Source organism: Streptomyces sp. NPDC001617, assembly GCF_053596855.1.
On sequence record NZ_JBSFHA010000097.1, the window covers coordinates 19,495 to 40,485 of the forward strand.

Consider the following 20,991-nt stretch of genomic DNA (forward strand, 5'->3'; position numbering starts at 1 on the left):
GGTTGGGGTCCTTCGCTTTTCAGGCGGTTCCCCCCGTGGGCCCCGCGCCGCTGTGCATTCTGTGGGGCTGGTGTGAGCCGGGTCCATCACGAACCGGGCACCGTGTGGCGCTGAGTGGTCCGCTTTTGACGCATTGTGGTCAACATGTGTACTCGACTGTGCATTTCCTTTGCATTTCCTCGGAACTTGCTTTGCCTGCCGAGTCATTGGCAGGCCCTAGCGTGATCTCCCGCGGGGGGACCGACCGAGGTGTGCCTCCGTTTTGACGTGCACTCAAATCGCCTATTCCAAAAGAGACTTGGGCGATTTGGGACGGGGGAGGGGACGCACATCATGGGGCGGAACACGGGGTGGAGACGCGGCTGGGCGGCCTGGGGTGCCCGGACCGTTCGCCGTACGGCGGTGGTGACGGTCGGCGTCCTGGTGGCGGGGCTGCTGCCCGCGACGGCCGCCACCGCGGTCGCTTCGGAACAGCGGCACGTGTCGTTCCCCGCCCCTCCGCACGACAAGCGGATCCCCTTCACCCGCGTGAAGCCGAAGCGGCACTCCGCCCCCAAGCGGTTCAAGCACTTCGATCCCACGGGACACGCGAAGCTGCCCGCAGCCGCCCGAGCCGTGGTGACGCTCCCCGACGCCGTCGCCCCCGTGGGGGTCAGGGCGCCCCAGGTGCGGGCGGGAGCCACACCCGTCCTGCTCGGCGCCGCCGCGGGCGCACGGCCGGTTTCGGCCGCCGTCGTCGGCTCGCAGCGGGTGCGGGTCACGGTGCTGGACCAGAAGACGGCGCGCGCCGCCGGGGTCCACGGCGTGCTCTTCGCCCTGCGGCGCACCAGCCCCGGCAGCGGCCGGATCGCTGTCAAGGTGGATGACTCGTCGTTCCGCTACGCCTTCGGCGGCGACTTCGCCGCCCGCCTGCACCTGGTCCGGCTGCCCGCCTGCGCGCTGACCACGCCGGAGCTGGCCAGGTGCCAGACCCAGACCGCCGTACGCACCGCCCCCGGCACGCCACTGTCCGCGCAGGTCGCCGTGGACAGTCCGGGAGCCGTGCCGCCGGGTGCCGCCGGCTTCTCCCCGTCGGCGACCGCGTCGTCCGGCGCGACGCTGGTCATGGCGGCGACCGCGGGCTCGTCGGGCTCGTCGGGTGACTACTCGGCGACCACCCTGTCGCCGGGCGGCTCCTGGTCGACCTCCGGGAACACGGGCGCGTTCACCTACAGCTACCCCATCTCGGTGCCGCCGGCGATCGGCGGCGCCGTCCCCAACGTCGACCTCTCCTACAGCTCCTCCACCCAGGACGCGCGCACCGAGGGCACCAACAACCAGTCCTCGTGGCTGGGCGACGGCTGGGCCTCGACCGAGAACTACATCGAGCGCACCTACAAGTCCTGCAAGGACGACTCGTCGTCGGGGGCGCCGAAGAACGACGGCGACCAGTGCTGGGCGGGCCAGATCCTGACCCTGTCACTGAACGGCAAGTCCACCGACATCGTCTACGACGACGCCACCAAGACCTTCCGCCCCGCCGCCGACGATGCCACCACGAAGATCGAGGATCTGACCGACGCCACCAACGGCACGAAGAACGGGGAGTACTTCAAGGTCACCGAAGGCGGTGTGCAGTACTTCTTCGGCCGCAACCGGCTGCCGGGCTGGAGCAGCGGCAAGGACGAGACGAAGTCCGTGTGGACCGAGCCCGTCTACCACGCCCACAGCGGTGTGTCCGACTGCCCCGACAGCACCGACTTCGCCGCCACCTCCTGCACCCTCGGCTACCGGTTCAACCTCGACTACGTCGTCGACACTCACGGCAACGCCACCGCCTGGTACTACTCGCCGGAGACGGGCTACTACGGCGCGGACGCGAAGGACACCGCGGTCTCCTACGTCCGTGGCGGCACCCTGTCCCGGATCGACTACGGCATGACGTCCTCGACGGTCTACTCCGGCACCGCCCCGGAGCAGGTCCTCTTCGAGACCGCCGAGCGCTGCATCCCCGGCACCCCGTCCGGGAACACCTGCGCGGACAGCCAGTTCACCACCGCCAACGCCGCGTACTGGCCGGACGTGCCGGTGGACCTGAACTGCACCTCGGGCTCGACGAACTGCACCAACCACGGCCCCAGCTTCTGGTCGCGCAAGCGCCTGACCTCCATCACCACCCAGATCCAGACGGGCGGTGCGACCAAACAGGTCGACAGGTACAGCTTCACCCAGTCCTTCCCCGACGGCGGCGACCACGCCCCCACCCTCTGGCTGGACTCCGTCCAGCACACCGGACTGGACACCCTGGGCGGTGCCTCGGGCAGCACCTCGACGCCGGCGGTGAGCTTCGACCCACCGCTGCAACTGCCCAACCGGGTCGGCACGATCCCGCAGATGCCGCTGATGTACCACGACCGCATCCAGACGGTCACCACCGAGACCGGCGCGCAGACGACCGTCACCTACGACCGCCCCGACTGCTCCAGCGCACCAGCGAGCGACCCGGACGACCCCAACGACGCGGCCGCCAAGACCTTCGCCTCCACCAACACCCTGTCCTGCTTCCCGGTCTACTGGACCCCGGACGGGCAGCCCGCGCCCTGGATGGACTGGTTCTACAAGTACAAGGTCGGCTCGGTCGTCACCATCGACCCGAACAACAACTACCAGGACGGCACCGAGCCGACGCTGGAGACGGACTACGCCTACAAGGGCAACCCGGGCTGGCGCTACGACGACAACGAGCTGGTCAAGGCCAAGAACCGGACCTGGGGGCAGTTCCGCGGCTACCCGGAGGTGGACGTCACCACCGGCGACCCCGACGTCTTCCACCTCACCGACGGCGCCAAGGTCCATGACCAGAAGACGCTCACGAAGACCTACTACTTCCTGGGCATGAACGGCGACACCCTGCCCGGCGGCAAGACCCGCTCGGTGCCGGCGTTGACCAGCCAGGACGGAGCCACCTCGGTCGCCGACGACGACGTCTTCGCGGGCCAGACGTTCGAGACCGACACCTACACGAGCGCCACGGGCAGCCTGGACAAGGCCGTCGTCAACGTGCCCACGGTCATCGGCCCCACCGCCACCCGCAGCCGCAGCGGTGTGCCGGACCTGACGGCACTCATGGTGCGGCCCGCCAAGACGCTGACCCGGCAGGCGGTGTCGTACGGCTGGCGCAAGACCGAAAGCGACACCTTCTACAACACCACGCTGGGCAAGTCGACGACCGGCATGCCCGTCCAGGTCGACGACCGGGGTGAGACCGCCGACAGCGACAACGTCGCCAAGTGCACCTACACCCGCTACCTCACCGGCACCCCGGCCACCCTGGTGCTCCCCGCCGAGACCATCACCACGGCCCAGGACTGCTCGAGCGCCGGCGCCACCCCGAGCGGCACCCTGATCTCCGACTCCCGCACCTCCTACGACACCAACGCCTTCGCCTACGACGGCGACGGGCAGCAGAGTCCCGCCCTGCCCAAGGCCGGTGACGCCACCCTCGTCCAGCAGGCGTCCGCCGCGAGCGGCGCCACCGCGACCGCCTTCGTCGACGCGGCCGCCACCAGGTACGACTCCTACGGCCGCCCCACCAAGGTCACCCGGACCCCCAAGTCCACGTCCCCCGACGGAAAGAGCCTCGCCCAGACCGTCTTCACCTCCTACACCCCCGCGAGCGGTGAGCTGCCCACGGGCAGCACGGCCATCACCCAGGTCACACCCGGCGTGGACTGCTCCACGGTCACCGTCTCCTCCAAGGACTGCCAACTCGCCGGCAGCACCCTGGACCCGGCACGGGCCCTGACCGTCGCCTCGACCGACGCGGCCGGCCTGCTCACCTCAGCGACGTACGACGCGCTCGGCCGTACGACCGGGGTGTGGCTGCCCAACGAGATCAAGGCCAACAGCGCGCCGGCGAACATGACCTACAGCTACACCCTGTCCCCGTCGGCGCCCTCCGTGGTCGCGTCCAAGACACTTCTGGACGACGGGAGTTACAAGACCAGCGAGACGCTCTACGACGCGATGCTGCGCCCGCTGCAGACACAGGACACGGCGGAGAACTCCAGCACCACCGTTTCGGACACGCAGTACGACTCGCACGGCTGGAAGGTCTCCACCAACAACAGCTACAACGTGGGCGGCAACCCCGGCACCACGCTGGTCTCGGTCTCCCAGGTCTCCCTTCCCGACACCACCGTCACCGACTACGACGGGCAGGGCCGCGCCGACCTGGTGACCGAGGAGCACGACGGTCACCGGACCTGGACCACGACCACCGCCTACACCGGCGACAAGACCACCGTCGTGCCTCCCAAGGGCGGAGTGGCCACCACCACGGTGGTCAACGCCCGCGGCCAGACCGGCGAACTCGACCAGTACACCGCGCCGCCCACCCTGACCGGCTCCGCGGCGGCGGGCTTCACCACGACCGGCGGCACCACCTCGGCCACCACCTACGGCTACAACGCCGCCGGACAACAGACCCGGGTCACCGGCCCCGACAAGACGGTGTGGAAGTTCGACTACGACCTGCTCGGCCGCAAGAAGTCCCAGACCGATCCGGACGCGGGCGCCAGCAGCTACGGCTACGACGACGCCGGGAACCTGATCTCCACCACCGACGCCAAGCAGGTCGAACTCGACTACACCTACGACCTGTTGGGCCGCAAGCTCACCGCCACCGACCACGCGAAGTCCGACTTCGAGTTCGCCTCGTGGACCTACGACACCCTGCGCATCGGCCTGCCGACCTCGTCCACGCGCTACGTCCAGGGCGTGACCGGCGGCTACACCGTCGCCACCACCGGCTACACCACCCTCGGCAAGCCGACCGGCACCAAGATCACCCTGCCCGACTCGGAGGCACCCCTCCCGTCGACGTACACCACGAGCTACACGTACACCGTCCGGGACCAGCTGCCGGCCACGCAGGTCGACCCGCGCACCCAGGGGCTGAACAGCGAGACCATCACTTACGCCCATGACACGCTGGGCAGCCCGGTCAAGACCAGCAGCAGCATCAACACCTACGTCGCCGGGACCGTGTACACGAACTACGGTGAACCGTCCCAGGTCACGCTCGGCGCCTCCACCAACTCAGCCGCGGCCACTTTCAGTTATGACGACCAGACGCGTCGCCTGACCGACCGCGTGATCTCCCGGACCCAGGCGCCGGGACCGACCGTCGACGACACCACGTACACCTACGACGCCTTCGGCAACCCGACCTCCACCACCGACCAGCAGTCGGAGACCGGCAACACCGTCACCGACCAGCAGTGCTACGGCTACGATGCGCTGGACCGGCTCACCGACGCGTGGACCGCCAACGACAACTGCACCGCCACCCCGCCGACAGCCAACAGCCTTACGACGGGAGCCGGTTCCTACTGGCAGTCCTTCGGCTACGACGCCATCGGCAACCGCCACCAGAGCGTCGAACACGCCATCGGCAGCTCCGGTTCCACCGTCACCACCACCTACGCGGACGGCTGCACCGCCAACTGCAACCGCACCGGCGCCCAGCCCCACACCCTCACCGCCACCACCGGCGGCGCGAACCCGACCGGCTTCACCTACGACGAAGACGGCAACCTGCACACCCGCACCCCGGCGTCCGGCCCCGGCCAGACCCTGACCTGGGATGACGAGGGCCATCTGGCCCAGGTGGACACCAGCGGCTCCAGCCCGACGACCACCAAGTACCTCTACGACGCCGACGGCAACCAGCTCCTCCGCCGCGACCCCGGCCAGACCACGCTCTTCGCCGGCGACACCGAGATCGTCGTCAACACGAGCGTGACCCCCAATGTGCTGCTCGGCGCGGTCCGCACCTACAGTCACGGCGGCAGCGGGATGCCCATGGCCGTACGCTCCAGCCTCCCCGGCGGTGGGCTGAAGTACCTCTTCAGCGACGCACACGGCACGGCGACCCTCGCCATGGACGCCACCACCCAACAGGTCGCCCGCCAGCAGTACACCCCCTACGGCCAGCCCAGAGCCGCCGCCAACACCACCGCCTGGCCCGACCCCACCCACTCCTACCTCGGCAAACCACAGGACAAGAACACCGGATACACCGACGTCGGAGCCCGCAAGTACGACCCCTCACTCGGCAGCTTCATCAGCGTCGACCCGGTGTTCGAGGCCGCCAACCCCCAGGAACTGGGCGGCTACACCTACAGCGCCGACAACCCCATCGGCTCCGCCGACCCGACCGGCCTCGAGTCGTGCTACCCGCACTTCTGCTCCGGCAGTAACGGCACGTACGGCACGTACAAGTCGCACAACGACCCCGCGTCCAAGGACTACGACGGGACGAGCTACGACGCACCGGGCGACGAAGGCACGCTCCCGCCGATGAAGCTCCTGAAGTCCTGGAACTCGGCGCATCCGGTGCCCACCGTCAGAATGATGGTGAACTACGGGACATACCGGCCGGACCTCTCCCCGCTGCGGAACGTCGAGCTCTATTTCCGTGAGCGCTGCTCCGGCGAGGATCTGCTGTGGACCAGTTCCTGCCAGGGATTCCAGAAGTTCTACAACAACTGGTCCGACATCAAGAAGGTCCCGAGCAACCCCTGCGAGGCCGTGAGCCTGTGCCAGTCCCTTGGTGACCTCGCCATGGGAATGTTCGCCGCAGGAGGTCTGGCGGAGGAGAGCATGGCGGAGGGTGTGCCCTTCTGCAGCTTCGATCCGCAGACACCGGTCCTGATGGCGGGCGGGAAGACGAAGACCCTCGGTCGGATCAAACCGGGTGACCGCGTGGAGAGCGCGGACCAGGTCACCGGCGAGCATCGCGGTCCACGCAAGGTCACAGCGCGTCTGGTCCACCACGACGACGACCTCGTCGACGTCACGATCCGCGGCGCCGACGGTCGGGAGGCGACCCTCCACACGACCTCACGCCACCCGTTCTGGGACGACACCCGCCACACCTGGATCCCCGCCGGCAAGCTCACGCCCGGTCACGACCTCAACACCGCCACCGGCGCGCACGTCCGCATCGACGCGGTCACCGCCCGCCCCGGTGCCGCGGACATGTACAACCTCACGGTCGATCAGCTCCACACGTACTATGTGCTGGCCGGCGGGACACCGGTTCTGGTGCACAACGCCTGCGGGATTCCGTGGTCGAGCAGCCGGGTCGCACAGGCCGCGCGCGCCATCGATCAGGGGCGCACGAGTATCACGGTGGGATCGCGTTCGGAGGCGGAGGAACTCTTCCTGGGGAAGTTCCAGGGCGAGGGATACAGAAACGCGGCGGGCTTCGACGGCAAGGGAACGCGACAGTACTTCGGCTCGAAGAGCGGCACGTATCACTGGGACGACCAGCTCGGCGCGGACGGTCGCGTTCTCGGCCACGGCGAGGACAACAGGGATGGAGACCTGCCGCATCTCCAGATCCACACGTTCGAGGATTCGCAATACGGTGGATCCATCATCCGCATCTTCTGGGGAGGGTAGGGCCGCGTGCGCACGGAAGTCGCCAACCGCCTGACCATGGTGAGGTCCTTGGTCTCGGCGCGCAGCAAGTCCGATTCCGAGGACGCCTACGCCTGGGTGTGGGTGTTTCCGCTGAAGGACAGGACCTTCAGGATCTCGACCGTGGAAGTCCCCAAGCGGCTGGTCGACGACGACGTCTGCTTCGCCGAGGAGGACATCGAGCGTGTCCAGGTGGCCACCGTGGCCACGCTGGAGGAAGTCGACGACGTGGTGAGGGAGCTGGGAGTCGACCCGGACTCCCTCGACGCACCCTGGAAGAACGACTTTCCGCTCTAGGCGAGGGCTGAACACGCCCCGGAAAACCTGCGTGCGTACGGGATCTCGGCAATGCCAGGATGGCGTGGGGAAGCGAGGTCTCGTGGATGAATTGGGGCGATTTCGCCGGGTGTTGGCGGTGTGGGCGGCCGGCGGAGCGGCAGCGGGCGCGGCCGCCGTGGAGGCGCGGACACTGGCCGACGGCCGGTTGCGGACCATCGTCCTCGTCGAGGGGAGCAGCGATCAGGTCGCGCTCGAAGTGCTGGCCGCGCGCCACGGCCGCGACCTCGGCACGGAGGGAGCCGCGGTGGTGCCGCTCGGCGGCGCGACGAACATCGGGCGCTTCCTGGACGTGTGCGGTCCTCCGGGACTCGGCCTCCCGCTGGCCGGTCTCTGCGACATCGGCGAGGAGCGGCACTTCCGGCGTCATCTGGAGCGGGTCGGGCTCGGATCGGGCCTCACCCACGCGGGACTGGAGGCGCTCGGGTTCCACGTGTGCGTCGCCGACCTGGAGGACGAGCTGATCCGCGCGCTCGGCGCCGAGGAAGTGCGGCAGGTGATCGAGGCCCAGGGCGAGACGCGCCCCTTCCGCACCTTCCAGAGCCAGCCCGCCCAGCGGGAACGCCCCGTGGAGCACCAACTCCGGCGCTTCATGGGCACGCACAGCGGCCGCAAGGCGCTCTACGCGCAGGCACTGGTCGCACGCCTGGACCTCCAGCGTGTTCCCCGACCACTGGAGCGTCTCCTCGCACACGTCTGAACGGCGGCCGGGTCTCCGGGTCGCGTACCGAACGCCGAGAACCACGAAGGGCCGTACAGGACCTGCCGCCCGTCGCCCCGCTCAGTCGCTGTCCGCCATGCAGTGCTTCAGCAGGTCGGCGGCGACCGGGTCGATCACCCGGTAGCGCACCACACGCCCTGCCTTCTCGCCCACCACGATCCCGGCGGCACGCAGCAGGCGCAGCGCCTGGGACACGGCCGGGTCGTTCATCCCGGTCGCGACCGCGAGGTCGGAGACGGCGAGGGGGCCCGCCTGATGCAGGGCGAGCAGAAGGGCGAGGCGGCCGGGGTCGGAGAGCAGGGCGAAGCGCTCGGCCCAGGCGCGGACATGGGCGGGTTCGCCGATGGCGGCGATGGCGTCGCAGACCCGGTGTCCGTCGATGGTGCGGCGGTCGGCGCGCTCGGCGGGGACGCGGTGCATGGGGCCATCCTCTCAGCCCCGGATGTGATCTTGCATACCTGCGTGGCTGCGCAGCTATGCAGTGGCGGCAGGACACCTCTACGGTGAGCAGGCCGTGGTGCTCGGGAAGTCGGTGCGAAGCCGACGCGGCCCTCGCCACTGTGATCGGGGAGTCTCCGTCCCAGTCGGGTACGGCCACTGTTCGCCGGGGGCGGATGGGAAGGCCGGGACGGACGCGTACGACCCGTCAGCCAGGAGACCGGCCGCGGCACTTCACGAGTTGATCCACGAGGTGCTGGAGCGTGACCGCATGACCGAGCCTGTCCCTGCCTCCTTCCGCTGGCGGCGCGAGGACACCGTCAAGACCGTCGGGCTGATGGCGGTGATCGCCGCCCTGCACGTCGTCGCCTTCGGGATCCTCTTCCTTCTGGTCGTCCCGGGGCACTACGAGGTCGGCTCCAAGGCGTTCGGCATCGGCCTCGGCATCACCGCGTACACGCTCGGCATGCGGCACGCCTTCGACGCGGACCACATCGCCGCGATCGACAACACCACCCGCAAGCTGATGGCGGACGGCAAACGGCCGGTGTCGGTGGGGTTCTGGTTCGCGCTCGGCCACTCCAGCGTGGTCGTCGTCCTCGCCGCGCTCATCGCGGGCGGCACCCAGCTGGCGGGCCGGATCATGAACGAGGGCTCCAGCACCCACCAGGTCCTCGGGGTGCTGGGGACCACGATCTCCGGCTCGTTCCTCTACGTCATCGCCGCCCTCAACCTGGTGGCTCTCCTGGGCATCCTGAAGGTGTTCCGGGCGATGCGGGCAGGCACGTACGACGAGAAGGAGCTCGAACAGCACCTGGACTCCCGGGGCTTCATGAACCGCATCCTCGGCCGCCTGACCAAGTCCATCACCCGCCCCGGCCAGATGTTCCCGCTGGGCTTCCTCTTCGGCCTCGGCTTCGACACGGCGACCGAGGTCACGCTGATGGTGATGGCGGGCTCCGGCGCGGCAGCCGGTCTGCCCTGGTACGCGATCCTCTGCCTGCCGCTCCTCTTCGCCGCCGGCATGAGCCTGTTCGACACGCTCGACGGCACCTTCATGAACTTCGCCTACCAGTGGGCCTTCTCCAACCCGGTCCGCAAGGTCTTCTACAACCTCACCATCACCGGCCTGTCCATCGCCGTCGCCTTCTTCATCGGCACGATCGAACTCGTCGGCGTCCTGCACGACAAACTCGACCTGACCGACGCGGTCACCGGCTGGATCGCCGGCCTCGACCTGGACAACGTCGGCTACATCATCGTCGGCCTCTTCGTGGTCGTGTGGGCGGCAGCGCTGACGTACTGGCGCCTGGCCAAGGTCGAACAGCGATGGGCGACCCGCCTGGCCGAGGGCGGCTGACACCGTGCGGACGCGGCCTGCCGGTTGACGACGGCCCTCATGACCGCGCTCCCGTTGCCCGGAAGAAGAACCTGGAGCCGGGGCGCCGGGAGATCTGCGCTCGCCGTACGCCCTGCGTGAGCGTAGCCCGACCGTGTGACGTGCCCGGCCGAAGTGCGACTGCTTTGCGCGCCGGTGAGGCCCACCCGCGACGCGGGGTGCTTTCGTCGGGGGGCCGGGTGTGCGACGGCTCCCGTGTCGGTCCTGACAGGTCGGCCGACGTCCAGCCATTCTCCTGCGCGTCGTCCGGTTGCCGAGGGCGTCCGTCCGTAACGCAGAAGGAGAGACAGTGATGGCAGGAATCGTCAGCGAGAGCCGCAGGGCGGTGTCCGCGCAGCTTCTCAGGGGCCAGAAGGCGCTGGTGACCGGTGCCAACTCGGGCATCGGCCTGGCCACCGCCGTCGCCCTGGGCCGGGCCGGAGCGGACGTGGTGGTGAACTACGTCGTCGGTGAGCACGAGGCGGACAACGTCGTGAAGGAGATCGAGGGCTTCGGGGTGCGCGCCTACGCCCACGAGGCCGACGTGTCCGACGAGGACCAGGTGGCGGCCATGGTCGCGCGGATGGTCGAAGAGTTCGGCACCATCGACATCATGGTGGCCAACGCGGGCCTCCAGCGGGACGCGGCGCTGACGGAGATGACGCTCGCCCAGTGGCAGAAGGTCATCGACGTCAACCTGACCGGCCAGTTCCTGTGCGCGCGGGAGGCCGCCAAGGAGTTCATGCGGCGCGGCGTGGTGGAGGAGGTCTCCCGGTCGGCGGGAAAGATCATCTGCATGAGCTCGGTCCACCAGATCGTCCCGTGGTCGGGGCATGTGAACTACGCCTCCTCCAAGGGCGGTGTGGGCATGCTGATGCAGACCCTCGCCCAGGAGCTGGCCCCGCATCGCATCAGGGTCAACGCGGTCGCACCCGGCGCCATCCGAACGCCGATCAACCGCGACGCCTGGTCCACTCCCGAGGCCGAGGCCGAGCTGCTGCGCCTGATCCCGTACCGCCGCGTGGGCGACCCGGACGACATCGCCAACGCCGTCGTCGCCATGGCTTCCGACCTGCTCGACTACGTCGTCGGCGCCACCCTCTACGTCGACGGCGGAATGACGCTCTTTCCCGGCTTCGCCACCGGAGGCTGATCTCCGGTGCAGGATCACGTCACGCCCCGCCGGGTGGTGATCCTCGGCGGAGGGTTCGCGGGGCTGTTCGCCGCCCGCGCACTGCGGAGGTCACCGGTGGCGGTAACCGTGGTCGACCGCCGAGCCCACCACCTCTTCCAGCCGCTGCTGTACCAGTGCGCCTCCGGGATCCTGTCCGAGGGGCAGATCGCACAGCCGCTGCGCGGGGTCCTGCGGCGCCACCACAACGTGCGCTGCGTGCTCGCCGAGGCCACCGACGTGGACGCCGGCGCCCGGCTGGTTCACGCCCGGCGACCCGAGGGCGGGGCCGTCGTGTTGCCGTATGACGATCTGATCGTCGCCGTGGGTATGCGTCAGTCCTACTTCGGGCACGACGAGTTCGCCGCGCACGCCCCCGGCATGAAGACCCTGAACGACGCGCTCGACATCCGCCGACGGATCTACCGGGCGTTCGAGATGGCCGAAACGGCCGCAGACGACCGGGAACGGCAGCAATGGCTCACCTTCGCGCTCGTCGGCGCCGGGCCGACCGGTGTCGAACTCGCGGGGCAGATCCGGGAGATCGCCGGCCACACGCTTGAGCGGGAGTTCCAGAAGTTTGATTCCGCCAAGGCCAGGGTGCTGCTTTTCGAGGGGTCCGACGCGGTGCTGGGTGCGTTCGGTCCTCGACTGGCCCACCGTGCGGCCCGAACCCTGCGGGGTCTCGGTGTGGAGCTCCACCTCGGCACGATGGTCACCGACATCGATGCTCACGGCCTGACCGTGCAGGACCATGACGGCAAGTCGACCCGGTTCGAGGCACGCACCGTCCTGTGGACGGCGGGAGTCGAGGCGCCGCCCATCGCGGCCGCGCTGGCCCGGGCGACCGGCGCCAAGCAGGACCGGGCCGGACGCATCCTCGTCGAACCCGACCTCACCGTCCCCGGCCATCCGGAGATCCGCGTCACGGGCGACGTGATGAGCCTGAACAAGCTGCCGGGCCTGGCCGAGGTCGCCATACAGTCGGGTGCGTACGCGGGCCGGAGTCTGCGACACCAGGTCGAAGGCAGGACGAAGAAGCCGAAACCCTTCACGTACGTGGATCTCGGCAGCGCCGCCTACATCGCCCGTGGCCGGGCCGTCGTCAAGGCCGGCCCGCTGCATCTGTCGGGCTTCACCGGCTGGCTGGCCTGGCTCTTCATCCACATCGCCTTCCTCACCGGCTTCCGCAGCAGGCTGGGAGCGGTCCTCAGCTGGTCCGTCGCCTTCGCCACCGGCTCGCGCCGTGAACGCGCCTTCACCATGCCCGACACCGACGTGTCGGCGGCCCGGGCGGGCGGCCCGGAGGCACCTCCGCCTCCCTGACGGGCTCCGGTCGATCCTCCACGGGAGCCCCTTCGCATCCTGTCCCTCCTCAGCCCTGCCACCCCCACAGGGCAGACCATCGAGGCGCTCATGCTCAGCACCGTCGGCTTTCTGGCGAACAGCACCCCGGACCAACTCCTGCCGGCACGGGAGTTGATGGCCTTCACCCTGGCCTCGCACATCCTGCTGGTCCCGTTCGGCGTCGCACTGCCGTTGATCACGTTGCTCATGCACCACCGGGCGCTCCGCCGCAACGATCCGGTCGCCCTCACACTCGCTCGGCGCTGGTCGGCGGTGATGGCCGTCCAGTTCGCCATCGGCATCATCACCGGCACCGTGCTGTCCTTCGAGTTCGGCTTGCTGTGGCCCGGCATGATGGGTCGCTGGGGAGACGTCTTCGGCCTCGGGTTCGGCGTCGAGGCGTGGGCGTTCTTCCTGGAGGCCGTCCTGATCGCGATCTACCTCTACGGCTGGCGCCGGCTCAAGCCCTGGACCCACTTCTGGCTGGCCGTGCCGCTGCCGCCGGCCGCCCTGATGGGGGCGTTCGGCATCATCGCGGCCAACTCCTGGATGAACACCCCGCAGGGGTTCCGCCTGGACGCCCAGGGCAAGCCGATCGACGTCGACGTGCGGCAGGCGGTCTTCACACCGATCTTCGGCCCGGAGTACTGGCATTTCGTGGTCGCGATGCTCATGACCGCCGGCTACGTGGTCGCCGGTGTGTACGCGGTCGGCCGGCTGCGCGGGCGCCGCGACCGCTACCACCGGCTCGGCTTCACCGTGCCGTTCACCGTCGCCGCGATCCTCACCCCGATCCAGTTCATGCTCGGCGACTCCGCGGCTCGCGCCGTCTTCCACAAGCAGCCGGTCAAGTTCGCCGCCACGGAGCTCGTCTGGAAGACCGACACCCACGTACCCGAGTACCTGTTCGGACGGCTGAACAGCGACGGCACGATCTCCGGCGGAATCAAGATCCCCCAGCTGGACTCGATCCTCGCCGGTTTCAAACCCAGCACCCAGGTGACCGGGCTGACCTCGGTGCCGGCCGCCGACCGCCCCACCGCCGTCCAGGCCACCATCGCCCACTGGGCCTTCGACATCATGGTCACCATCGGCAGTGTGCTGATCCTGCTCGCGCTCTGGTACGCGTGGTCCTGGTGGCGGCATCGGGACAACCCCGGTAACCGCTGGTTCTACCGCTGTGCCGCGCTCGCGGGAGTCGCCTGCCTGGTCACCGTGGAGTGCGGCTGGATCACCACGGAGGTCGGCCGTCAGCCCTGGATCGTCTACCAGCACATGCGGGTCTCGGAGGCGGTGACCAGCACCCGCGCCGGATCACTGTGGGCGATGCTCGGCATCGTCATGGTCGTGTACGTGGCCGTCTTCGGCTCGTTCCTCGCGGTCGTCCTGAAGATGCGCACCCGCTGGCGCATCGCCGACGAGGGCTCGGCCGCCGCGCGCGCCGAACTGCCGCCGGAGACCGACACCCCCTACGGGCCCCGAAGCGAGCCCGAGCCCACAACCGTCGGCACCGCGCCTGGTGGCGGATCCGGCCACACTCCCGGCGGTGCGTCGTAATGGCCGAATTCATCGCATGGGTGCTGGTGATCGCGATCGCCGCCTACGCCTGTGCCGGAGGCACCGACTACGGCGCCGGCTTCTGGGACCTGCTGGCCGGCGGCGCGGAGCGCGGCAAGCGGCCCCGGTGGCTCATCGACCACGCCATGGCCCCGGTCTGGGAGGCCAACAACGTCTGGTTGATCTTCGTTCTGGTCATCATGTGGACCGGCTTCCCGACGATGTTCCAGGCCGTCTTCTCCGCGATGTGGCTGCCGCTCGCCCTCGCCGCCGTCGGCCTGGTCCTGCGCGGCGCCGGGTTCGCCCTGCGCAAGCCGACCCGCCGCCTGGCCCAACAACGGATCTACGGTGCCGCGTTCGCCGTCTCGTCGCTGGTGACGCCGTTCTTCCTCGGGGCGGTGCTCGGCGGCATCGCCTCCGGCCGGGTCGAGGTCGGCACGACCGCCTCCGCGGACGCCTGGGCCAACGGAACGTCCGTCCTCACGGGTCTGCTGGCCATCGCCGCCACCGCCTTCCTCGGAGCGGTCTTCCTCTGCTCCGACGCCCTGCGGTTCGGCGCGCCCGATCTCGTCGACTACTTCCGCCTGCGGGCGCTGTGTGCCTTCGGCGTCATTGTGGTCCTCGCGCTCATCGCCCTGCCCGTCACGCACCATGACGCCCGCTACGTCTGGGACGGCCTCACCGGGGGCATGGGCCTGCTGCTGATCATTCTGGCCGCGGTCTGCGGTCTGGCCACGGTGGGGCTTCTGCTGCGCCGATCCCACGGCTGGTCCCGCTACACCTCGGTGGCGAGCGTGGCCCTGGTCGTCGGCGCCTGGGGCTTCGCGCAGCGGCCCTACCTGCTGCCCACCTCGCTGACGGTGACCGAGGCGGCCGGGGCCACCCACACCCTGCGCTGGCTGGTGATCGTCACGGGCATCGCGATCGTGCTGGTCGGTCCGGCGCTGGTACTGCTCTACCGGCTCGACACGATGGGTGAACTGGAGGAGCTCACCGACGCCGACACCCGGGCCGCCAGAACGTCCGGCGACAACCTTTAGCGACGCTCAGTCGGTTCACGCGGCGACGGCGTCCCCGTCACCTCAGCCGGGCGGCGATGTGGTCGCCGACCCGCAGGGCGTTGGCGATGGCGGTCAGGGACGGGTTCACCGCGCCGATGCTGGGGAAGAAACTGGTGTCCACGACGTAGAGGTTGTCGAGGTCGTGGGCCTTGCAGTTGACGTCCAGGGCCGAACTCCGTGGGTCGTCGCCGAACCGCACGGTGCCCGCCTGGTGTGCGGTGGCGCCGATCGGCATGCCCTTGTGCAGGTAGATGCTGTGATCCAGCAGATGGTGCTCGTGCATGCCCAGGTGCCCGAGCATCCCCCGCAGCTTGTGCTGGAGGCGCTTGAGCCCGGCGATGTTGTTCTTCTCGTCGAGGGCCAGGTGGATGGCGTCGTCCTTGTCGAGGGTGACCCGGCTCTCGGGCAGCGGAAGGTCCTCTCCGCACAGCCAGAAGTCGACGGCGTGGTGCGCGAGTACCTCGAAGGGCATGTCGGGCAGGACGGCACCGGCCCAGCGTGGCGCCTCGCCGTGGATCTGGTCGGCGTCCGACTTGCCGAGCATCTGGATGCCACCGAGCGGAAACTCCCAGTCGTCCGCGCCCAGGTACCAGTCGTTCAGCGCGAGGGTCTTCTGGAAACTGGTGGGGTTCGGTTCCTTCGACACCGCCATCAGCGCGAGGTTGTTGTGCCGCATGTAGTGGCGACCCACCACGCCCGAGCTGTTGGCCAGGCCGGCGGGGTGCTTGTCGCCCGCCGAACGCAGCAGCAGGACCGCGGAGTTGACCGCGCCGGCGGCGACCACCACGATGTCGGCGCTGAATTCCTCGGTCGCCCCGTTCCCGAGTTCGGCGACGACCCTGGTGACGGTGCGTCCGGTCGGGTCGGTCTCCAGGCGCCGCACGTCGGCGCTGGTCACCATCGTGACGTTGTCGTACTTCAGTGCCGGGTCGACGCAGATCACCTGCGCGTCGGACTTGGCGCCCATCAGGCAGGGGAAGCCGTCGACGCGGTCGCAGCGGATGCAGACGCTGTCGTGGGTGGCCCGGCCGTGCTCGTCCTGAGTGAGGTTCACGCCGATCGGCAGGTGGAAGGGGTGCAGGCCGGCCTTCCCCAGATCGTCGCTGAGCTGCTGGATGCGTGCCTCGTGCTCGACCGGCGGGTAGGCGTACTGCGCGCTGGTCGGCCCTCCGGTGGGGTCCTCGCCGTGCCGGCCGTGCACCAGGTAGAGGTGCTCGGCCTGGGTGTAGTACGGCTCCAGGTCCTCGTAGCTGATCGGCCAGGCCGGAGAGATGCCGTCGTGGTGGCGCAGTTCGCCGAAGTCCTCGGGCCGGAGCCGGAAGAGCGCGGCGCCGTAGAACTTGGTGTTGCCGCCGACGTAGTAGTTGACCTCCGGCGGGAACTGCTTGCCGTGCCTGTCGTACCAGAACTCGGGGGCACGGTACTTGCCCTTGACGAAGACGGCGTCGGAGTCCCAGTTGTCCCGCTCCCGCGGCAGGTAGCCGCCGCGTTCCAGCATCAGGATCCGCTTGCCGGAGGGGGCCAGCCGGTGGGCGAGCGTGCCGCCGCCCGCTCCCGTACCGATGACGATGACGTCGTAGTGCTGATCGTCGGCCATGAGAGGGTCCCGTCCTAGGAGTCGTCGGCTGTCCGGGCCGAAGCGCCCGTCCGGGGGGCTCCGGCTGTGCTGTTTCGCACGGACATTCACGTATTCGGGACATTCAGCGCCAATTCCCAAACTATCGGGTGGGTCGGCGGGCGGCGACCCGGCGGAGTCGATCAGGCGCCCGGTCACTTCACGGCCCGGACGGCGCGCACCGCCTGGTCGACGAGGGTCTGCGGGGCGGCCCGCGCGTCGACGGTCAGGCCGGGCTCGTCCGGCCGCAGCGGTTCCAGGGCGGCGTACTGGGAGGCGACCAGCCGGGCGGGCATGAAATGGCCCGCACGGCCTGCGACCCGTTGGTCGGCGATCGCGCGGTCCAGCGCCAGATACAGGAACCACACGCCTGTGCCTGCCCTGCGCAACTCGTCCCGGTACCCGTGCTTGAGGGCCGAGCACGCCACCACCCCGCCCTGTCCGGCGTCGCGCGCCTCGCGGATCCATGCGGCGACCGACCGCAGCCACGGGCGGCGATCCTCGTCGTCGAGCGGGCGACCCGCGGCCATCTTGGCGCGGTTCGCGGCCGGGTGGAGGTCGTCCGCCTCCAGGAACGGCACCATGAGCCGCTGCGCGAGCAGCAGTCCCACGGTGGACTTGCCCGATCCCGAGACACCCATGACCACCACGACCGAGGGCGCCGGGGTCACAGGACGGCAATCGGATTGACCGGCGAGCCGGTGGCGTCCGGCAGCCTCAGCGGGGCGATCACGCAGAGGAAGGACCAGCGTCCCTCCGCCTCGCAGACCGGTGCCAGGTCCTCGAACTGCAGGTAGTCCAGCAGGTGCAGGCCCATGGCGTGGACCGCCAGCACATGCACGGGAAAGTCGACGCCCTCGGTGGAACTCGGGGCCGTGTCGTTGTTGCCGTCGCCGCCGAGCACGGCGACCCGCCGGTCGGCGAGGAACTCCAGTGCCGACGGGTGGAGTCCGGCGCGCTCACGCGCCGCGTGCCACGGCCCGAGTTCGGCACGGCGTCGGCGGTGGCCGACGCGCACGAAGAGGAGGTCGCCCTCTTCCACGCGGAGGTGCTGGGCGGTCTCGGCCGCGGCGAGGTCGCCGGCGGTCACGTGATCGCCCGGTTCGAGCCAGGGCACGCCGCGCAGCCGCGGAATGTCCAACAGCACACCGCGACCCACGATCCCGTCGCGAGCCGCCTCGACGGAGAGCGCCGTGGCCCCGTCCGCCGTGACGCTGCTCGCGGCGACGCCGCCGTGCAGGGTGCCGTCGTAGATCACATGGCAGAGGGCATCGATGTGGCTGTCGGCGTCGCCGTGCACGTTCATCGCGAAGCTGTCCCTCGCGAAGTGGAGCCCGCTGGACGTGTCTTCGTCCGGCCGGCCGATCATCCGGTGCTTCGCGGGCTCCGGATTGTCCGGGCCGCGCAGCGTCTCCACCGGCGCGGCGAGCGTCACCGTCCGGCCCGTCCGCACCTCGCGGGTGGCGGCCACCACCCGGGCGGGAGTGAGCGCTTCCAGGGCGCCCCGCTCGCCGGAGGCCCAGGCGGCGCGGGAGAGCAGGTGCCGGCGGAGCACACCGAACTCGTCCTCGGTCAGCCGTGGCGGTTCTGCCGGACGGGCACGGGTGGCCATGGGTCAGCGCCCTTGCTCCGCGTCGAGCGCCCGGTCGAGGGTGGTGGCCGCCATGATGAGCGACAGATGGGTGAACGCCTGCGGGAAGTTGCCCAGTTGCTCCCCGGTCGGGCCGACCTCCTCGGCGAAGAGGCCGACGTGGTTGGCGTAGGTCTGCATCTTCTCGAAGGTGTAGCGGGCCTGGGGCAGTCGTCCCGCCCGGGCCAGCGCGTCGACGTAGAGGAAGGTGCACAGACTGAAGGTGCCCTCCGAGCCGCGCAGCCCGTCGGGTGATGCCGCTGGGTCGTAGCGGTAGACGAGGCTGTCGGAGACGAGCTTGCGGTCCATGGCGGCGAGGGTGGAGAGCCAGGCCGGGTCCTTCGGGGCGATGAACGAGACCCTCGGCATGAGCAGGAGGGACGCGTCCAGGACGTCGCCGCCGTAGTGCTGGACGAAGGCGCCCTCCCGCTCGCTCCAGCCGCGTTCCATGACCTGTTCGAGGATGGTGTCCCTGGCGCTGCGCCACTTGTCCAGGTCGGCGGGCCTGCGGTAGTGCTCGGCCAGGCTGAGCCCCTGGTCGAAGGCGACCCAGGACATCACCCGGCTGTAGGTGAAGTCCTGGCGGCCGCCGCGGGTCTCCCAGATGCCCTCGTCCGGCCGGTCCCAGTGGTCGGCGAGCCAGTCCAGCGTCCTGGCCATCGTCTTCCATGCCCGGTAGGTGGCCTGCGGCCCGATCTCGCGGCCCTGGGACAGCGCGTAGAGGGCCTCGCCATAGATGTCCAGCTGGAGCTGGTCGGCGGCGCCGTTGCCGATGCGGACGGGGTAGGAGCCCCGGTAGCCCTCGAAGTGGGCGAGTGTCTCCTCCGGCAGGTCGGGGTTGCCGTCGATCCGGTACATCGTCTGGAGCGGCTCCTCCTCCTTGCCCTCGCGCTCGTGCAGTCTGGCGACGAGCCAGTGGACGAAGGCGGTGGCCTCCTCGACGAAACCCAGGTCCAGCATGGCCCGCACGGACAGCGCGCCGTCGCGTACCCAGGTGAACCGGTAGTCCCAGTTGCGCTCGCCGCCGACCTGCTCGGGCAGGCCCATGGTGGCCGCCGCGACGAGGGCGCCGGTGGGGGCGTAGGTGAGGAGCTTGAGGGTGATGACCGAACGGTGCACCAGCTCGGGCCAGCGGCCCCGGTAGCGGGACTGGTGCAGCCAGTCCTGCCAGAAGAGGCCGGTGTCCTCGACCTGTGCGGTGAGCCCGTCGACGGTGAGGGGCGCGGGTGCCTCGCCGCCGGACGCGCAGACGGTGAACACGGCGCCACCGTACTCGCCGGCGCTCAGTGTCACCCGGCCGCGTACGTCCTGGCCGTCCCGCTCGAGCGGGAAGGAGGTCTGCAGGTGCGCGTCCATCCCAGGCGACCGGAACAGGCAGCGCTTCTCGCCCTCGCCGAGCTCCAGCTGGTGCTCGGCCCGGCCGTAGTCGAAGCGCGGCCGGCACTCGAGTGTGAAGTCGACGGTCCCCCGCACGGCACGCACGACGCGTATCAGGGTGTGCCGGTCGGTGGCGGCGCCGGTTCGGTCCGGAGGCATGAAGTCGACCACCTCGCCCACCCCGTCCGGTGACATGAACCGGGTCACCAGAATGGCCGTGTCGGGATAGTAGAGCTGCTTGCAGCTCTGGTCCGGGTGCTCGGGGGCCAGCCGCAGGTACCCGCCGCCGTCATGGTCGAGGAGGGCGGCGAAAATGCTCGGCGAGTCGAACCGCGGAGCGGCGAACCAGTCCACGACACCCTGCGACGACACGAGCGCGGCGGTCTGCAGGTCGCCCACCAGGCCGTGTTCGGCGATGGGAGGGTAGCGATCCATGGTTGCTCCGAAATGTCGGAAAGATCCCTTGAGTCCACTATGGGCCACTCGGGTGGTCCTTGCGCGTCGGAAGCGACCGAAGTGACCGGGGGCGCCGGGGCGCGAGCAGGCACCCCGGCTTGCCGACCCCCGCCCACCGGGCGTTACTTGCTGGAGTCGGCCGGTCACCAGCGGGAGAGCTCCGGCGCTCGGGCAACGTGGCGCCGCGGTGGCGCCGTCGGCGAGCGAAGGAGGTGGTGCATGGAGATGATCCACATCCGGCTGGTGAGCCCCACCGATCTCACCCCGCGGGCGGTCGGGCTGCTGACCGACGACCGCTATGTCTTCAACCTGGTCGTCCTTGCCGAACTGGCGCACAACCCCGACGGCGACGCGATCGAGTGCGACATCCTGGCGGGTGCGGCCAACGCCGTGCTGCGCGGTCTGCGCGAGCTGGAACTCGACCGCCGCGGATCCAT

The 20,991-nt window shown here is 69.7% G+C and carries 13 protein-coding genes, 1 pseudogene and 1 riboswitch; of the genes and pseudogenes, 9 read left to right on the forward strand and 5 right to left on the reverse strand.

Translation table 11 applies throughout. The features are described 5' to 3' along the window. The first annotated feature begins 333 nt into the window (after positions 1-333). The 3 genes from ACWC09_RS44120 (at position 334) to ACWC09_RS44130 (ending at position 8,503) form a co-directional block, all read left to right on the forward strand. The gene (locus ACWC09_RS44120) at positions 334-7,449 is read left to right on the forward strand and encodes a polymorphic toxin-type HINT domain-containing protein (RefSeq protein ID WP_450856922.1); all 7,116 of its coding nucleotides are present in this window, start codon (positions 334-336) and stop codon (positions 7,447-7,449) included. A 6-nt stretch (positions 7,450-7,455) separates the two neighbouring features. Further along, positions 7,456-7,764 (forward strand): hypothetical protein, encoded by a 309-nt coding sequence (locus ACWC09_RS44125; protein WP_450856923.1) that lies wholly within the window; start codon positions 7,456-7,458, stop codon positions 7,762-7,764. 82 nt (positions 7,765-7,846) lie between these two features. Next, entirely contained in the window at positions 7,847-8,503 is a 657-nt protein-coding gene (locus tag ACWC09_RS44130) for a TOPRIM nucleotidyl transferase/hydrolase domain-containing protein (RefSeq protein WP_450856925.1), read from the forward strand. Between the two features lie 81 nt (positions 8,504-8,584). Here ACWC09_RS44130 and ACWC09_RS44135 read toward each other — a convergent pair whose 3' ends face one another. Then, positions 8,585-8,944: an ArsR/SmtB family transcription factor gene (locus ACWC09_RS44135; protein ID WP_450856926.1), complete on the reverse strand. Its 360-nt coding sequence runs from the start codon at positions 8,942-8,944 to the stop codon at positions 8,585-8,587. 78 nt (positions 8,945-9,022) lie between these two features. Then, positions 9,023-9,205, forward strand: a riboswitch (cobalamin riboswitch). Between the two features lie 28 nt (positions 9,206-9,233). On the opposite strand from ACWC09_RS44135, the gene ACWC09_RS44140 reads away from it, so the two are divergent. The 5 genes from ACWC09_RS44140 to ACWC09_RS44160 all read left to right on the forward strand — a co-directional run bounded on the left by ACWC09_RS44140 (position 9,234) and on the right by ACWC09_RS44160 (position 15,455). Further along, a complete protein-coding gene (locus ACWC09_RS44140; RefSeq protein WP_450856928.1) occupies positions 9,234-10,322 on the forward strand; it encodes a HoxN/HupN/NixA family nickel/cobalt transporter in 1,089 nt (362 codons plus the stop codon). A gap of 331 nt (positions 10,323-10,653) precedes the next feature. Further along, entirely contained in the window at positions 10,654-11,493 is an 840-nt protein-coding gene (locus ACWC09_RS44145) for an SDR family oxidoreductase (protein WP_450856929.1), read from the forward strand. 6 nt (positions 11,494-11,499) lie between these two features. Beyond that, positions 11,500-12,837: an NAD(P)/FAD-dependent oxidoreductase gene (locus ACWC09_RS44150; RefSeq protein ID WP_450856930.1), complete on the forward strand. Its 1,338-nt coding sequence runs from the start codon at positions 11,500-11,502 to the stop codon at positions 12,835-12,837. A 90-nt stretch (positions 12,838-12,927) separates the two neighbouring features. Then, positions 12,928-14,415, forward strand: a complete 1,488-nt coding sequence (locus ACWC09_RS44155) for a cytochrome ubiquinol oxidase subunit I (RefSeq protein WP_450856931.1) — start codon at positions 12,928-12,930, stop codon at positions 14,413-14,415. After that, positions 14,415-15,455: a cytochrome d ubiquinol oxidase subunit II gene (locus tag ACWC09_RS44160; RefSeq protein WP_450856932.1), complete on the forward strand. Its 1,041-nt coding sequence runs from the start codon at positions 14,415-14,417 to the stop codon at positions 15,453-15,455. The genes ACWC09_RS44155 and ACWC09_RS44160 overlap by 1 nt, the downstream gene beginning before the upstream one ends. 37 nt (positions 15,456-15,492) lie before the next feature. On the opposite strand, the gene ACWC09_RS44165 is transcribed toward ACWC09_RS44160, so the two are convergent. The 4 genes from ACWC09_RS44165 to ACWC09_RS44180 all read right to left on the reverse strand — a co-directional run bounded on the left by ACWC09_RS44165 (position 15,493) and on the right by ACWC09_RS44180 (position 20,533). Beyond that, complete coding sequence (locus tag ACWC09_RS44165; RefSeq protein WP_450856933.1) at positions 15,493-17,073, reverse strand: GMC oxidoreductase; 1,581 nt, start codon at positions 17,071-17,073, stop codon at positions 15,493-15,495. Between the two features lie 173 nt (positions 17,074-17,246). Beyond that, on the reverse strand, positions 17,247-17,762 hold the full coding sequence (locus tag ACWC09_RS44170) for a gluconokinase (RefSeq protein WP_450856934.1): 516 nt from the start codon (positions 17,760-17,762) through the stop codon (positions 17,247-17,249). Further along, the gene (locus ACWC09_RS44175; protein ID WP_450856935.1) at positions 17,759-18,703 is read right to left on the reverse strand and encodes a cyclase family protein; all 945 of its coding nucleotides are present in this window, start codon (positions 18,701-18,703) and stop codon (positions 17,759-17,761) included. Before ACWC09_RS44175 ends, ACWC09_RS44170 begins: the two co-directional genes overlap by 4 nt. Before the next feature lie 3 nt (positions 18,704-18,706). Beyond that, positions 18,707-20,533: a glycoside hydrolase family 15 protein gene (locus ACWC09_RS44180; RefSeq protein ID WP_450856937.1), complete on the reverse strand. Its 1,827-nt coding sequence runs from the start codon at positions 20,531-20,533 to the stop codon at positions 18,707-18,709. 240 nt (positions 20,534-20,773) lie between these two features. Here ACWC09_RS44180 and ACWC09_RS44185 point away from each other — a divergent pair. Then, positions 20,774-20,991, forward strand: a pseudogene (locus tag ACWC09_RS44185) (DUF389 domain-containing protein); the annotation flags it as partial.